Origin of the sequence: Bradyrhizobium sp. (assembly GCF_036009065.1) — a bacterium.
Taxonomy (GTDB): Bacteria; Pseudomonadota; Alphaproteobacteria; order Rhizobiales; family Xanthobacteraceae; genus Bradyrhizobium.
In genome coordinates this window covers 1-14421 of record NZ_DASYMN010000401.1, presented here as the reverse complement: position 1 = coordinate 14421, position 14421 = coordinate 1, and the positions used below count along the sequence as shown (strand labels likewise).

At 63.4% G+C, this 14421-nt stretch carries 12 protein-coding genes and 1 pseudogene; 6 read left to right on the top strand and 7 right to left on the bottom strand.

The features are described 5' to 3' along the window. The first annotated feature begins 95 nt into the window (after window positions 1-95). Both phbB and VGP39_RS24355 read left to right on the top strand, forming a co-directional pair. The gene (gene phbB / locus VGP39_RS24360) at window positions 96-821 is read left to right on the top strand and encodes an acetoacetyl-CoA reductase (protein WP_327570651.1); all 726 of its coding nucleotides are present in this window, start codon (window positions 96-98) and stop codon (window positions 819-821) included. Window positions 822-985: 164 nt separating this feature from the next. After that, window positions 986-1894, top strand: a complete 909-nt coding sequence (locus VGP39_RS24355; RefSeq protein WP_327570650.1) for a DMT family transporter — start codon at window positions 986-988, stop codon at window positions 1892-1894. 120 nt (window positions 1895-2014) lie between these two features. Here VGP39_RS24355 and VGP39_RS24350 read toward each other — a convergent pair. Together VGP39_RS24350 and gloB are read right to left on the bottom strand one after the other, a co-directional pair. Further along, window positions 2015-2440 (bottom strand): annotated as a pseudogene (locus VGP39_RS24350) (cupin domain-containing protein); the annotation flags it as partial. Then, window positions 2440-3207, bottom strand: a complete 768-nt coding sequence (gene gloB, locus VGP39_RS24345; protein ID WP_327570649.1) for a hydroxyacylglutathione hydrolase — start codon at window positions 3205-3207, stop codon at window positions 2440-2442. The pseudogene VGP39_RS24350 and the gene gloB, both read right to left, overlap by 1 nt. Before the next feature lie 120 nt (window positions 3208-3327). On the opposite strand from gloB, the gene VGP39_RS24340 reads away from it, so the two are divergent. Further along, the gene (locus VGP39_RS24340) at window positions 3328-4071 is read left to right on the top strand and encodes a methyltransferase domain-containing protein (protein ID WP_327570648.1); all 744 of its coding nucleotides are present in this window, start codon (window positions 3328-3330) and stop codon (window positions 4069-4071) included. A 156-nt stretch (window positions 4072-4227) separates the two neighbouring features. On the opposite strand, the gene VGP39_RS24335 is transcribed toward VGP39_RS24340, so the two are convergent. After that, entirely contained in the window at window positions 4228-4959 is a 732-nt protein-coding gene (locus VGP39_RS24335) for a DUF4167 domain-containing protein (RefSeq protein WP_327570647.1), read from the bottom strand. A gap of 475 nt (window positions 4960-5434) precedes the next feature. Then, window positions 5435-6319, bottom strand: coding sequence for a peptide chain release factor N(5)-glutamine methyltransferase (gene prmC, locus VGP39_RS24330; RefSeq protein WP_327570646.1), 885 nt, complete (start codon window positions 6317-6319; stop codon window positions 5435-5437). Between the two features lie 199 nt (window positions 6320-6518). Here prmC and mbfA point away from each other — a divergent pair, with 199 nt between their 5' ends. Beyond that, entirely contained in the window at window positions 6519-7490 is a 972-nt protein-coding gene (gene mbfA, locus VGP39_RS24325) for an iron exporter MbfA (protein ID WP_327570645.1), read from the top strand. 48 nt (window positions 7491-7538) lie between these two features. Here the strand turns inward: mbfA and prfA are convergent, their stop codons facing one another. From prfA to VGP39_RS24310, 3 genes are all read right to left on the bottom strand, one after another. Continuing rightward, the gene (prfA, locus tag VGP39_RS24320) at window positions 7539-8618 is read right to left on the bottom strand and encodes a peptide chain release factor 1 (RefSeq protein WP_327570644.1); all 1080 of its coding nucleotides are present in this window, start codon (window positions 8616-8618) and stop codon (window positions 7539-7541) included. A 57-nt stretch (window positions 8619-8675) separates the two neighbouring features. Beyond that, the gene (gene ptsP, locus VGP39_RS24315) at window positions 8676-10943 is read right to left on the bottom strand and encodes a phosphoenolpyruvate--protein phosphotransferase (protein ID WP_327570643.1); all 2268 of its coding nucleotides are present in this window, start codon (window positions 10941-10943) and stop codon (window positions 8676-8678) included. Between the two features lie 407 nt (window positions 10944-11350). Further along, the gene (locus VGP39_RS24310) at window positions 11351-12604 is read right to left on the bottom strand and encodes an aspartate kinase (RefSeq protein ID WP_327570642.1); all 1254 of its coding nucleotides are present in this window, start codon (window positions 12602-12604) and stop codon (window positions 11351-11353) included. Window positions 12605-12777: 173 nt separating this feature from the next. Between VGP39_RS24310 and VGP39_RS24305 the strand changes: the two genes are divergently transcribed. Further along, window positions 12778-13245: a PH domain-containing protein gene (locus tag VGP39_RS24305; RefSeq protein ID WP_327570641.1), complete on the top strand. Its 468-nt coding sequence runs from the start codon at window positions 12778-12780 to the stop codon at window positions 13243-13245. Window positions 13246-13260: 15 nt separating this feature from the next. After that, window positions 13261-14022 (top strand): bifunctional 2-polyprenyl-6-hydroxyphenol methylase/3-demethylubiquinol 3-O-methyltransferase UbiG, encoded by a 762-nt coding sequence (gene ubiG / locus VGP39_RS24300; protein WP_327570640.1) that lies wholly within the window; start codon window positions 13261-13263, stop codon window positions 14020-14022. Window positions 14023-14421: the final 399 nt, after the last annotated feature.

Genomic DNA, 14421 nt, shown 5'->3' with positions numbered 1-14421 from the left:
ATGCCCGGCCCCGCGCCGGGCATTTTGTTCTTGAAGTCCGCTTTATTGCCGGAATAATTCCGGTCCAACTAAAAAAAGTCCAGGGAGGAATCGTTATGGCACGTGTTGCATTGGTGACGGGCGGAACGCGAGGCATCGGCGCTGCGATCAGCAAGGCGTTGAAGGACGCCGGATACAAGGTCGCGGCAAGCTATGCCGGCAATGACGCGGCGGCGGAAAAATTCAAATCCGAAACCGGCATTCCGGTTTACAAATGGGATGTCAGCTCGTTCGACGCCTGCGCCGCCGGCGTCAAGCAGGTCGAAGCCGACCTCGGCCCGGTCGATGTCCTCATCAACAACGCCGGCATCACCAAGGACGGCGCGTTCCACAAGATGACGCTGGATCAGTGGAACGCCGTGATCAACACCAATCTCGGCTCGCTGTTCAACATGACGCGTCAGGTGATCGAAGGCATGCGGTCGCGAAAATTCGGCCGCGTCATCAACATCTCCTCGATCAACGGCCAGAAGGGCCAGTTCGGCCAGGTCAATTATTCCGCGGCCAAGGCGGGCGACATCGGCTTCACCAAGGCGTTGGCACTGGAGAACGCCAAGGGCGGCATCACCGTCAACGCGATCTGCCCGGGCTATATCAACACCGAGATGGTGCAGGCGGTGCCGAAGGAGGTGCTGGAGAAAAGCATCCTGCCGCTGATCCCGGTCAACCGCCTCGGCGAACCGGAAGAAATCGCCCGCGCCGTGGTATTCCTCGCCGCCGACGAGGCCGGCGCCATCACGGGCTCGACGCTGTCGATCAACGGCGGGCAATATATGGTGTGATGCGCGGCCTAGACTGACTTAAACGTCGTCATTCCGGGATGCGCCTCTTGGCGCAGGCCCGGAATCCATAATCCCTGTGTCGGCGTGTGGATGCTGAACGTGAATACTGGGATTATGGATTCCGGGCTCGCTCGCTTCACTCGCGCCCCGGAATGACAAATTTGATGTCCTCCCGCACCGCCACGCTCATCGGCCTCACCGCGATCCTGATGTGGTCTCTGCTGGCGGTGCTGACGCTGGCGACCGGCCGCATTCCCGCGTTCCAACTGGCGTCGATGACGTTTGCAATCGGCGCACTCGCTGCTTCCGCGAACTGGATCGCGCGGCCCGACGCAATCCGCGCGCTGCGGCAGCCGGCGCTTGTATGGATGGTCGGCGTCGGCGGATTGTTCGGCTATCACGCGCTGTATTTCCTGGCGCTGCGGCTGGCGCCTCCTGCGGAAGCGGGGCTGTTGAACTATCTCTGGCCGCTGTTGATCGTGCTGTTCTCGTCGCTATTGCCGGGCGAGCGGCTTAAAGCCCATCACATCGTCGGCGCGCTGCTCGGGCTCGCCGGCACCGTGCTGCTGTTTTCCGGCAATACGTCTGCGAATCTCGAGCAAGGGCAAATCGCCGGTCTGGCCGCGGCATTCGCGGCTGCCTTCGTGTGGGCGGCCTATTCGGTGATGTCGCGCAAGCACAAGGCCGTGCCGACCGATGCCGTCGCGGGTTTCTGTTTTGCGACAGCACTCCTCGCCGCCGCGATTCATCTGGCGGTCGAAATTACGGTCTGGCCCGAGACATCGGCGCAATGGCTTGCGATCATCGCGCTCGGCATCGGTCCGGTGGGCGCTGCGTTCTATGCCTGGGATATCGGAATGAAGCGGGGCGATATCCGCGTGCTGGGGGCCGCGTCCTACGCGACGCCCTTGCTCTCCACGGCGTTCCTGATGCTGGCGGGCTATGCAAAGCCCAGCGCCGCAATTGCGGTGGCTGCGGTGTTGATCGCAGGCGGCGGATTGATCGCGGCCAAGGATATGATTGGGAAAAAACGAACTCTTTCTTACCCTCCCCTGGAGGGGGAGGGCCGATAAGCAGCGCGCGAAGCGCGATGCTTATCGGGGTGGGGTGAAGCCGCGGATGAACACCTCACCCCACCCCGCCACGCGCGACGCGCGCGTCGACCCTCCCCCTCCAGGGGAGGGTAAAGAGTTCGGCATCCAGCCTTTCGGCGCCAGTTCGAACTTCGCGAAATCAAATCCCGGCGCGACCGTGCAGCCGGCCAGCGTCCAGTCGCCGGTGCTTGTCGCGGCTTGCCATGCCCGCGCGGGCACGATGGCTTGCGGCACTTCGCCCGCGGCAATATCCGGTCCGAGAATGATGATGCGCGTGCCGTCGCCATCCGCAATTTGCAGGGTCAGCGGACTGCCGGCGTAAAAATGCCAGATCTCGGCCGCGTCGATGCGATGCCAGTGCGAGCGTTCGCCGCGCGCCAGCAGAAAATAGATCGCGGTCGAAACCAAACGTCCATTCGCATCAAGGCGCGCGTCGCGAAAAGTTTCGCGAAAATGCCCGCCTTCGGGATGCGGCTCCAATTCAAGCCGCGCGATGATGTCGGCGGCGGCCGGCGCCGGATCCATCAGGACTTGTTTTTGCGTTCGCGCAATTCGCCGAATATTTCGGCGGCGCTCGCGCCCTTCAACCGCACGGCCGCCGCGACCGAAGGCTCGTCGGCGCGCAGGAACACGTTGGCCTTCTTCTCGTCGCCGAGCAGGGTCGGTATGGTCGGCTTGCCCGCGGCGCGCAGCCGCGCCACTTCCTCGGCCCGGGCCTTGAGGTCAGGGTTGTTCGGCTCGATGGTCAGCGCGAATTTGATATTGGCCGCGGTATATTCGTGACCGCAATAGAGCCTGAAATCGTCGGGCAGCGCGCGCAGCTTGAGCAGCGAGTCCCACATCATCGGATAGGTGCCCTCGAACACCCGACCGCAGCCGACCGAGAACAGCGTGTCGGCGGCGAACAGCGCTTTCTCGTCGTCGAAGACATAACCGATGTGATCGAGGGTGTGGCCGGGCGTCTCCAGCACCCGCGCCAGCAGCGTGCCGACCTTGACGATATCGCCCTGCTTGACGCGCGCATCGGCCAGCGGAATTTTTGCGGTCTTGTCATGCGGCGCCACCACGCGGCAGTTATATTTCTGCTTCAGTTCGGCAATGCCGCCGACATGGTCGCCGTGATGATGGGTCACCAGGATGTCCGTCAGCGTCCATCCCTCGGCCTCGAGCGCCTTGATAATGGGCGCGGCTTCCGGCGCGTCGATCGACGCGGTCGCCTTGCTCGCGGGATCGTGGATCAGATAGCCGTAGTTGTCGGTGAGGCAGGGGAACAGGCGGATTTCAGCAGCCATGATATCTCCGTAATACCAATTGGCCGGCAGGGCCACCGGATGACATATGGCGTTAACGCTCAATCGGCAATGCGATAATCGGCGCGCCCTTCCATCCCCGGCCGTGATAGAATTGCATTCATGACCATCGACGTGATCGATCTCAGGGATTTCTATTCGCGGCGCCTCGGCATTGTGGCGCGGCGGCTGATCAGTCGCGGCATCCACGCGTGCTGGCCCAATGCGCAGGGCCAGCGGATTCTGGGGATCGGTTATCCGACCCCCTATCTCGGCCTGTTCCGCGAGGATTGCGAACGCTGCATCGCGTTCATGCCGGCGGCGCAGGGGGTGCTGAAATGGCCAACCGCGCGCCCGACGCTGGCGACGCTGGTCGATGAATTTTCGCTGCCGCTGCCGGACGCCGCGGTCGACCGCATCCTGCTGGCGCACGCGCTGGAAATGTCCGACGATCCGGAAGGGCTGCTGCGCGAGGTATGGCGGGTGCTGGCGCCGTCGGGGCGGGTGATGGCGGTCATCCCCAACCGGCGCGGGGTGTGGACGCGCACCGACAACACGCCGTTCGGTCATGGCCGGCCGTATTCGCGCTCGCAGATCACGCAATTGCTGCGGCAGACCTGGTTCACCCCGACGGCGTGGGGCGAGGCGCTGTTCATGCCGCCGGTCGCAGGCGGCTGGTTCCTGCGCTCGGCGATGGCGTGGGAGCGCGTTGGAGCAGCGCTGTCGCTGCCGTTCGCGGGCGTGCATATTGTGGAGGCGACCAAGCAGGTCTATCGCGCCATTCCAGCGCACCGCGAACGCACGCGCCTTATTCCAGCGCTGGAGCCGGTGCTGGTGCCGTCGTCATTGCAACGGGATGATAGTTAGATCTTCCGCGGGTCGTCCCTGGAAGGCGGGACCCATAACCCCTGGCATTAGTTATTGCAAAATGCCTCTGCCCTAGTGCCGAAACGAGACGACACGGCGTATGGGTCCCCGCCTTCGTGGGGACGACTCGTTGATAGAACGCCGCGATAACGTCGCCTATTCATTCCCGGGATTGAAATCGTCGCCTGGCGTCGCCGGTGCGGCTATGCCCTCCGGACGGGGCCCATGCGGACGGCGGCGGCGGCGCGGCTGGAAGCGCTCGCCGCCATGGCTTTCAAAACCGGGGCCGCCATTGATCTGCGGCTGTGGCCCGGTGATGAACGAGGGCAGCCGATCGACGCTGCCGCCGTCGCCGACCGGGACGGGCTGCGGCTGCGGCTGCGGTTGATACTGCTGCGGCGGGCGATAGTCGCGATTGTTGTTGTATTCGCGGGATTGATGCTGCTGCTCGCGCGGCTGGTAGGGCTGCCCCTCGCGCACGAACGGCTGCGGCTGCGCCGGAACAAAGCCCGGCTCCTGGCCGAAATTCGAAAAACTCTCGCTTTCGTCGTCGCTTTCCTCGGGCGGCATTTCATTTTCAGTGCGCGGCTGCGGCTGGTTCTGGCGAAACTGTTCCTGGGCTGCCGCGATCAGGCGGAAATAGTGCTCGGCGTGCTGGTAATAATTCTCGGCCGCCACCGGGTCGCCGGAGCTTCGCGCGTCGCGCGCCAGTTGCACGTATTTTTCGGCAACATGGGAGGCAGTGCCACGAATCTTGATATCGGGTCCGTTGGATTCGAAAACCCGGGTCATCGGGTTCTGCCCGCGCCGGTTGTTATTATTGTTATTGCTATTGTTGTTATTATTCCGGTTACGCATCCGCTTGTTGTTGTTCTGACCGTTTCTCATGTCTTGCCTTTGTTACCAGCCCTGAAGTTACCAGCCTTGGAGTGTTTGCCGTTGTCATAGTCATCAGATACGGCACGCGACGCGCGCCGAATCGCCGTGCGATTCAAGTCAGCATCGAGTGTTGCCGTATGTCGCGTTCAACAAAGACGCGTTCCCCAACCGCCGGCGCATTGCCAGCCGGACCAAATCATTCAGCCTGCCAAAACAAGCCCAGGTTTCTCGCGTGAGTTTTCAAGCGCAATATCAGGCTTTCGTTCGCTTTGCGGTCACCAGCAGCGCAGCTCTCTCAGCCATCGCGCTCAATTGGACCTGCCTTTTGGAACCTTTCACTCGGGGCGGGCTCTCTTGAACCAAGAGAACTCTGGCATCCACCCGCAGCATCTACGGGGCCAGCAACCCTGGACCGACGTTGTGCCGGGAACGTAGTCGCTCCCGGGGAATATTCCAAGTGGTTTTTTTGCGTTCCAATAGGACTTTATCGAGGCAATTTTCGTCCCCAAACGGCCCGGCGGATGCCCGCCAGATCGGATTTCGGGACGTCTGCGGGCGTTAGCCCCGCCGCCATCATCAATCCTTCGACATCGCCGCTTTGGCCCTGGCCGACCTCCACCACCAGGGCGCCCCCGGGCGCAAGCAGCCGCATCGCTTCGGGGGCGATCACGCGGTAGGCGTCCAGGCCATCGGCGCCGCCGTCCAGCGCGCAGCGCGGATCGTGCTCGCGCACCTCGATGTCGAGCGCGGCGATGTCGGCCGAGCGGATATAGGGCGGATTCGACACGATCAGGTCGAACGTACCCGCTAGCGCCGCGGCATAGTCGCAAGCAGCGAAAGCGGCGCGTGCCCTGCATGCCAGATGGGCGGCATTGCCGCGCGCGCTCCGCAGCGCCGCCTCGCTGATGTCGGTGCCGATCCCGAATGCGTTCGGCAGTTCTGACAACAGCGCCAGCAAGATCGCGCCGGATCCGGTGCCAAGGTCGGCGATGCGAAGCGGGTGATTGCAGCTTGCTTCGGCGCGCAGAATTTCCAGCGCCGCCTCGACCACGGTTTCCGTGTCGGGCCTGGGAACCAGCGTCGCCGGTGATATCTGCAGCGGCAGTCCCCAGAATTCCTTGACGCCGATGATACGGGCGACCGGCTCTCCCGCCATGCGTCGCCGCGCATAGTCCTCAAGACGTGCAGCTTGGCCGGCGGTGAGAATCCGTGCCGCCGCCGCGATGATGCCGCTGAAATCGAGACCGAGCAGCGCGCCGACCAGAATCCGCGCGTCGAGTTCGGCAGATTCCACTTCTGCGCTCCTCAGCCGCGCCGCCAGCGCGCGGCGTGCTGTCTCGACGTTGCGGCCAGCGAACGGGTTGGTCACGTATCTTCCTTCGGCAGCGCCGCGGGCTTTTGTTCGGCATGAACACGGCGATCACGGTAGCTTTTACGACATTGCATGTATGCGCCGCGAAGCGGTGCTGCCCGTCGTCGAAATCACTCCGGAAGCGGCATTTGACCTGGCCAAATCGACCAATTATATCTCTTTAGAATTATTCTAAAGAAATTCGAAGGGATGCTGGATGAAGAATTTCGCGGATTTGACCGAACGGGAGGTGCTGGCCGTCGCTATTTCCGGAGAAGAGGAAGACAGCCGCATCTATATGAGCTTCGCCGAAGATCTCGCCGAGCGTTACCCGGATTCAGCCAGGATATTCGAGGAGATGGCCGAGGAGGAAAAAGGCCATCGCCACATGTTGCTGAAGATGTTCGAGCAGCGCTTCGGGCCCAACCTTCCGCCAATCCGGAGAGCCAATGTAAAGGGATTTTTGCGCCGGCGGCCGATCTGGCTGACCAAGAATCTATCTCTCGACGCCATCCGCAAGGAAGCCGAGACGATGGAGTTCGAAGCCGAGCGCTTCTATGCGAAAGCCGCCGAGCAATCCCGGGATGTCGGCGTCCGCAAGCTGCTCGGCGATCTTGCCGAGCTGGAAAAGGGGCACGAACACCTTGCGTCAAAACTGACGGACAAGATCCTCAGCCCCCATGCTCGCGCCGAAGAAGACAAAACGCGCAAGCGTATGTTCGTCCTGCAATACGTCCAGCCGGGTCTGGCCGGATTGATGGACGGGTCGGTCTCCACGCTCGCTCCGCTGTTCGCCGCCGCCTTTGCGACCCATCAGAATTGGCAGACATTTCTGGTTGGCCTCGCCGCTTCGATCGGCGCCGGCATCAGCATGGGCTTCGCCGAAGCGCTGTCCGACGACGGATCATTGACCGGGCGCGGCTCGCCCTGGCTGCGCGGAGGCACCTGCGGCCTGATGACCGCCCTCGGCGGCCTCGGGCATACGCTGCCTTATCTCGTTCCCGATACCTGGCCCAATGCATTCTGGATTGCGACGGCCATCGCGGGCGTCGTCGTATTCTTCGAGCTGTGGGTCATCGCCTATATTCGCGCGCGTTACATGGACACGCCCTTCCTGCAGGCGGTGTTCCAGATCGTGCTCGGCGGCGCCATCGTACTGGCCGTGGGTATTGTCATCGGAGGGGCGTAGCGACGGATCGCGGCGTGACCGCCTGCGCGGCGGGCACGTGACCGTCCGTCACGCCGCGGCGCCCTGGGCGGCGAGCTGCGCCGCCTGATGCTCGGTGGTGAGCGCATCGATCAACTCACCCAGAGCTTCGCCTGCGATCACTTGCGGCAGTTTGTAGAGCGTCAGGTTGATGCGGTGATCGGTGACCCTTCCTTGCGGGAAATTATAGGTGCGGATCCGTTCCGAGCGGTCGCCGGAGCCGACCTTTTCGCGGCGGTCGGCGGAGCGCGCCGAATCGATGCGCCGGCGCTCGGCGTCATAGATCCGCGAGCGCAGGATGTTCATCGCGCTGGCGCGGTTTTTGTGCTGCGAGCGGCTGTCCTGCATCATGACGACGATGCCGGTCGGAATGTGGGTGATGCGGATCGCCGATTCGGTCTTGTTGACGTGCTGCCCGCCGGCGCCGCCCGCGCGCATGGTCTCGATGCGCAGATCGTCGTTCTTGATCTCGACATCGACCTCCTCGACCTCGGGCAACACCGCCACCGTCGCGGCCGAGGTATGGATACGGCCTTGCGTTTCGGTGTCGGGCACCCGCTGCACCCGGTGTACGCCGGACTCGAATTTCAGCTTGGCGAAGGCGCCGCGGCCCTGGACCTCGGCGATGATTTCCTTGAAGCCGCCCATGGTGCCGTCGCTGGCCGAGATTACCTCGACCTTCCAGCCCTGCAGGCCTGCGAAGCGCTCATACATCCGGAACAGGTCGCCGGCGAACAGCGAGGCTTCGTCGCCGCCGGTGCCGGCGCGGATTTCGAGTATGACGTTGCGCTCGTCCATGGCGTCTTTGGGCAATAGCGCGACGCGGATTTGCTGCGCCAGCTCGACGCTGCGCGCTTGCAGCGTCGCATGCTCGGCTTCCGCCATGGCGCGCATGTCGGCGCCCGTCGAAGGGTCGGCGATCATGGCGTCGATGCCGGCGATCTCGGCCTTGGCGGCGCGATACGCCTTCACCGCGTCGATCAACGGATTGAGTTCGGCGAGCTCGCGCGAAATTCGCACATAGTCTTCCGAGCTCAATTGGCCGACGATCTGGTCTTCGAGAGAGGCGTGGTGCGCCAGCAGAATATCGAGTTTGGCTTCGGGCAACATGGGAGCGTCTCAATTTGCGAAAATGCGAAAGGGCGTCGTCGTGCGAATGGAGCGTCGCTACAACGAAAGTCCCTCGGCCTCGGCAAATTCCTTCAACTTCTCGCGGATCGACACGCTGCCGGACGGCGCATCGAGCAGCGGCGTCATCATATCCGCGGCTTTTCGGGCATCGAGGTCGAGGACCATGGCCTTGACCGGGCCGTGCGCGGTGGCCGACAGCGACAGCGAACGGTATCCCAGCGCAATCAGCGCCAGCGCGCCCAGCGGATGCGAGGCCATCTCGCCGCACAGCGACGCCGATTTTTTGGCGGCGTCCGCCTTGCGCACGATGTCACGCAGCGCGCGCAGGATCGGCGCCGACATGGTGTCGAACCGTTCGGAAACTTTTGCGTTGCCGCGGTCGACCGCGAACATGAACTGAAACAGGTCGTTCGATCCGACCGAAACGAAATCGACCTTCTTCAAGAGTTCGTCGAGCTGATAGAGCAGCGCCGGCACTTCCACCATGGTGCCGACGTCGATGCGTTCCGGCAGCGCATGGCCGTGCTGGCGCAGATAGGTCAGTTCGCGCTCGATGATGGCCTTGGCGGAATCGAATTCGGCCACCTCCGAAATCATCGGGAACATGATGCGCAAGGCGCGGCCGCCGCCGGCGCGCAGCAGCGCGCGGATCTGGCCGCGCAGCAGGCCGGGACGGTCGAGGCCGAGCCGGATCGCGCGCCAGCCCAGTGCCGGGTTTTCTTCCGTGACGGTTTCCATATAGGGCAGCGCCTTGTCGCCGCCGATGTCCAGCGTGCGGAAGGTCACTGGCTTGGGGCCGGCGGCATCGAGCACCGCGCGGTACAGCTGCAGCTGATCGGTCGACCGCGGCAGGCTGGTGCCCACCATGAACTGCAGTTCGGTGCGGAACAGGCCGATCCCGGCGCTGCCGGTGTCGTCGATATGCGGCAGGTCGATGATCAGCCCGGCGTTGATCATCAGTTCGACCGGCTGGCCGTCCTTGGTCACGCAGGGCCGGTCGCGCAGCGCCGAATATTGCGCCTGGCGCCGGGCGCGAAACCGCACCCGCTCGGCATAGGCCGATTCGATTTCCGCCGAGGGGCGGATGTAGATCGAGCCCGACGTGCCGTCGACGATGATGGCGTCGCCGGGATCGGCGATTCCAGGCGCGTTCGGTATTTCGCCGACCGCGGGAATGCCGAGCGCCCGCGCCACGATCGAGACGTGGGAATTGGCAGTGCCTTCCTCCAGCACCAGCCCGCGCAGCCTTTTCCTGTCGTAGTCGAGCAGCGCCGCGGGACCCATCGCGCGCGCGATCAGGATGGCATTGTCGGGCAGCTGCTCGCGCGACGGCGCATGATCCTGCCCGACCAGCTGCCGCATCAACCGATGGCCGAGATCTTCCAGATCGTGCAGCCGATCGCGCAAATAAGGATCGGTCGAGCGAAGCATGCGCGCGCGGGTGTCGGACTGCACGCGCTCGACCGCGGCCTCGGCGGTGAGGCCGGTCGCGACGGCCTCGTGCAACCGGTGCGACCAGCCATGGTCGTTGGCGAACATGCGGTAGGCTTCCAGCACGTCGCGATGCTCGCCGCCTTCGGCGACATCGCCGCGTTCCAGCATGCGGTCGAGATCGGCGCGCAGCTTTGCCAGCGCCACATCCAGCCGTTTGATTTCCTTCGGCAGGTCCTCGGCGATGTAGTTGGTGATGACCACCCGGGGCTCGTGCAGCACCACATGGCCGAGCGCGATACCGTCGGACAGGATCGCGCCGGTCTTGTGCACCGAGTGCCGCGCGGCGGGTTCGGCGCCGGGCTGCGCCAGCGCGGAGAGTTCGCCCGAGGCGATCATCTCCGCCAGCACCATTGCGGTGGTCTGCAGCGCCTCGACCTCTTCCTCGACGTAAGTGCGCTTGGCGCGGTTCTGCACCACCAGCACGCCGAGCGTATTGCCGGCGCGCAAGATGGGGACGCCGAGGAACGAGTGATAGATTTCTTCGCCGGTTTCCGGGCGGAACGAGAACGCCGGATGGCTCTGCGCGTCCGACAGATTGAGCGGCGTCGCCTCGCTCGAGACCAGGCCGACCAGGCCTTCATGCGCGCTCAGCACGGTCTGGTGCACCGCGTCGCGGTTGAGGCCTTCGGTGGCATAGAGCTCCAGCGTGTTATCGACGCGCAGCACGTAGGTCGAGCACACCTCCGCCACCATGTTGGCGGCGATCAGCACCACGATCTTGTCGAGGCGCTCCTGGGCGCTGACCTGCTCCGCCATCACTTCGCGGAGCCGTCTCAACAAGACGCGGGGACCTCCCGACGCGCTCCGCATGTGCCGACATCCTCCCTCGCCCAACCGGCGTGCCCCAGTACCCCGGCAACGCCAGTCCTAACCCTCAGAAAAGCAACGATTTTATCATTTCCGCAGCGTCGCCGGCGCGGCAATCGGCCGAATCAGCCGATGCAAAACTGTGGCACAGTTCGCGGCGGCCCGTTCATCTGGCCGTATAGCCAATCAAGGCTTGTTTTGCCAAGCAAAACGCCTGCCGGCGGGAGCAACATCCTGTGTGCCCCGAACACGGCGCAGCGCCGTAAGCGCGTTTACGCGCGTCTTCGACGCGCTATGGCTCTTCGCGAAGCGGTGCGTCGCAGAGCCGGGGTCCATTCTCTCTGCGAGTCTGGGTCCCGGCTCTGCGGTGCACCGTCAAGCGACGCTGCACCGCGTCCGGGACACGTCCTCTACACCTGATCCAGCCCGTACAGCGTATGCAGCGTGCGCACTGCAAGTTCGGTGTAGGCGGCGTCGATCAGCACCGAAAATTTGATCTCGGACGTGGTGATGGCGCGGATGTTGATATTACGCGCGGCGAGCGCCGCAAACGCCTTGGCCGCGACGCCGGCATGGCTGCGCATGCCGCTGCCGATCACCGAGACCTTGGCGACATCGGTGGCGCTGTCGAACCGGGCATAGCCGATCCGGTCCTTGGCGCCGATGATGGTGTCGCGCGCGCGGACATAATCGGAAGCCGGGACCGTGAAGGTGAGGTCGGTGGTGGCGCCGTCCTCGGAGACGTTCTGCACGATCATGTCGACATTGATGTTGGCCGCCGCCAGCGGACCGAAGATCGCCGCGGCGACGCCGGGCTTGTCCTCGATCCGGCGGACGGAGATCTGGGCCTCGTCCTTGGAAAAGGCGATCCCGGTAACGACGTGGCTTTCCATGATTTCTTCCTCGCTGCAGATCAACGTACCCGGCGGCGTGCCGAGCGGATCGATGTCTTCAGGCTTGTCGAAGCTCGAGCGGACGAATACCGGCATGTTATGCACCATCCCGAGTTCCACCGATCGCACCTGCAGCACCTTGGCGCCCTGCGACGCAAACTCCAGCATGTCTTCGAACGCGATCTTGTCGAGCCGCCGCGCCTTCGGCACCACGCGGGGGTCGGTGGTATAGACGCCATCGACGTCTGTGTAGACGTCGCAGCGGTCGGCGTGGATGGCGGCGGCGATCGCCACCGCCGAGGTGTCGGAGCCGCCGCGCCCAAGCGTGGTGATGCGGCCGGTGTGCGGGTTGACGCCCTGGAAGCCGGCGAGGACGGCGACTTCCTTGCGATCCTTGAAGCGGTTGATCAGTTCGGAACCGTCGATCTCGAGAATCCGCGCCGAGGCGTGGGCGTCGCTGGTTTTGATGGGTATTTGCCAGCCCTGCCAGGAGCGCGCCTGGATGCCGAAGCCTTGCAGCACGATCGCCAGCAGCCCGGCGGTGACCTGCTCGCCGGACGCCACGACGGCATCGTATTCGCGCGCGTCATGCATCGGCGAGGCCTCGCGGCACCATTCGATCAGTTCATTGGTTTTGCCGGACATCGCCGAGACCACGACGGCTACGTCATGGCCGGCATCGACCTCGCGCTTGACATGGCGCGCGGCGTTGCGGATGCGGTCGATACTGGCGACGGAGGTGCCGCCGAATTTCATAACAAGGCGGCCCATGACGAATGGTGCATTCCCTGAAGAGGACGGTATTGTACCCGCGCATAAAGTGAGCGACGCGCGGGCGAAAAGGCGCGTATACATAGCGGCGCGGTTGCGGGCAAGCAACCGGGTTCCGGAGGTCTCGCTGGGACGCCGTGGACTGGGCTGGGATATGGCAATTGAGGCGAAGAATGGCGCGTTATATCGACGATATCCTGCAGCCCGGCGAGAAGGTGCTGTATTCGACCAACGCGCACTGGATATTCTATCTGCCCGCCATCGCGGCCTGGATCGCCACAATTGCCTTCCTCGTTATTTCGCGCATGTTCGAGACCGAAACACCGATGCTGTTCTGCCTGGCACTGGCGGCCATATCGGCGCTCGCGGCGTTGTACTGGACGCTGACGGCCTGGTTCCATCGCTGGACCACCGAGACCGACGTCACCGACCTGAGGGTGGTGCACAAGACCGGCTTCATCAAGCGTGAGACCTTCGAGATCGGCATCGATAAGGTCGCTAGCGTCAACGTCAACCAAAGTATCATGGGCCGTATTCTGAATTATGGCGACGTCACGCTTGAGACCATGGGCGACGCGGAAAAAACTATCGATAAAGTTACCTCCCCGCTGGAGTTTCGTAGCCACATCACCGCGCGATAGGAGCGCGCGCAATCAATGACCATGCAGTCAAATTTTTCGAGCGCTGCGGTCTCCACGGTCGATCCCGAGGAAGTCGCAAAATTTTCAAAACTGTCGGACGAGTGGTGGGACCCGCACGGCAAGATGGCGCCGCTGCACAAGATCAATCCGCTGCGGCTGACCTATATCCGCGACGCCGCCTGCCGCAAGTTCGACCGCAATGTCAAAAGCCTGAACTGCCTCGCCGGCCTGCGCATTCTCGACATCGGCTGCGGCGCCGGGCTGCTGTGCGAGCCGTTCACGCGGCTCGGCGCGCAGGTGATCGGCGTCGATCCCTCCGCCACCAATATCGCCGCGGCAAGACTGCACGCCGACAAGTCGCATCTCTCGATCGACTATCGCTGCACCACCGTGGAGCAGATGGATGTGCGCGAGCGCTTCGACATCGTGCTGGCGATGGAGGTGGTCGAGCACGTCACCGATGTCGGCCTGTTCCTTGGCCGCTGCGCGGCGATGCTGAAGCCCGGCGGGTTGATGGTGATCTCGACCTTGAACCGCACCTGGAAGAGCTTTGCGCTGGCCATCGTCGGCGCGGAATACGTGCTGCGCTGGCTGCCTCGCGGCACCCATCAATGGGACAAGTTCGTCACCCCCGATGAGCTCGCGCATCATCTGCAGAACAGCAAGCTCGCCGTCACCAAGCAGGCCGGCGTGGTCTACAGTCCCTTCGCCGACCGCTGGAGCCTGTCCTCCGACATGGACGTGAATTACATGGTGGTGGCCGAGGGGCCTGGCTAGTTCTCATGGCTGGGACAAGCCTTACCAGATTCACACATCTCAAAATTCGACTCAGGATCAATGGTTTTAGACGATCATCGATGTGGAAAGCGCCAGGGAGTCGTACGCAGTCCGAAGGTTAAAAGACGCGTAGTTCCGGCGCGGAAATCGCGGTCAAATAAAGACCTATGTGCGGGCTACGACTCGCCACACTTGCTGCCGTCATCCTGAGGTGCTCGCCGCCCTTGCGGCGAGCCTCGAAGGATGGCCACGAGCGCTTGCGGCCATCCTTCGAGACGCCGCGCAAGCGCGCGGCTCCTCAGAGTTTGTGAATCTATTCGAATTTCGACGTTTCTGCGGGTCCTAAGTCTTTGATTTGACTCATGTCGGAAAACGCAAAAATCAATAGATTCACAAGCT

What these genes read in the sequence shown, in the direction of transcription:
- phbB (WP_327570651.1), top strand. Translation starts at nt 96, where the DNA reads ATGGCACGTGTTGCATTGGTGACGGGCGGAACGCGAGGCATCGGCGCT.
- VGP39_RS24355 (WP_327570650.1), top strand. Translation starts at nt 986, where the DNA reads ATGTCCTCCCGCACCGCCACGCTCATCGGCCTCACCGCGATCCTGATG.
- gloB (WP_327570649.1), bottom strand. Translation starts at nt 3,207, where the DNA reads ATGGCTGCTGAAATCCGCCTGTTCCCCTGCCTCACCGACAACTACGGC.
- VGP39_RS24340 (WP_327570648.1), top strand. Translation starts at nt 3,328, where the DNA reads ATGACCATCGACGTGATCGATCTCAGGGATTTCTATTCGCGGCGCCTC.
- VGP39_RS24335 (WP_327570647.1), bottom strand. Translation starts at nt 4,959, where the DNA reads ATGAGAAACGGTCAGAACAACAACAAGCGGATGCGTAACCGGAATAAT.
- mbfA (WP_327570645.1), top strand. Translation starts at nt 6,519, where the DNA reads ATGAAGAATTTCGCGGATTTGACCGAACGGGAGGTGCTGGCCGTCGCT.
- prfA (WP_327570644.1), bottom strand. Translation starts at nt 8,618, where the DNA reads ATGTTGCCCGAAGCCAAACTCGATATTCTGCTGGCGCACCACGCCTCT.
- ptsP (WP_327570643.1), bottom strand. Translation starts at nt 10,943, where the DNA reads ATGCGGAGCGCGTCGGGAGGTCCCCGCGTCTTGTTGAGACGGCTCCGC.
- VGP39_RS24310 (WP_327570642.1), bottom strand. Translation starts at nt 12,604, where the DNA reads ATGGGCCGCCTTGTTATGAAATTCGGCGGCACCTCCGTCGCCAGTATC.
- VGP39_RS24305 (WP_327570641.1), top strand. Translation starts at nt 12,778, where the DNA reads ATGGCGCGTTATATCGACGATATCCTGCAGCCCGGCGAGAAGGTGCTG.
- ubiG (WP_327570640.1), top strand. Translation starts at nt 13,261, where the DNA reads ATGACCATGCAGTCAAATTTTTCGAGCGCTGCGGTCTCCACGGTCGAT.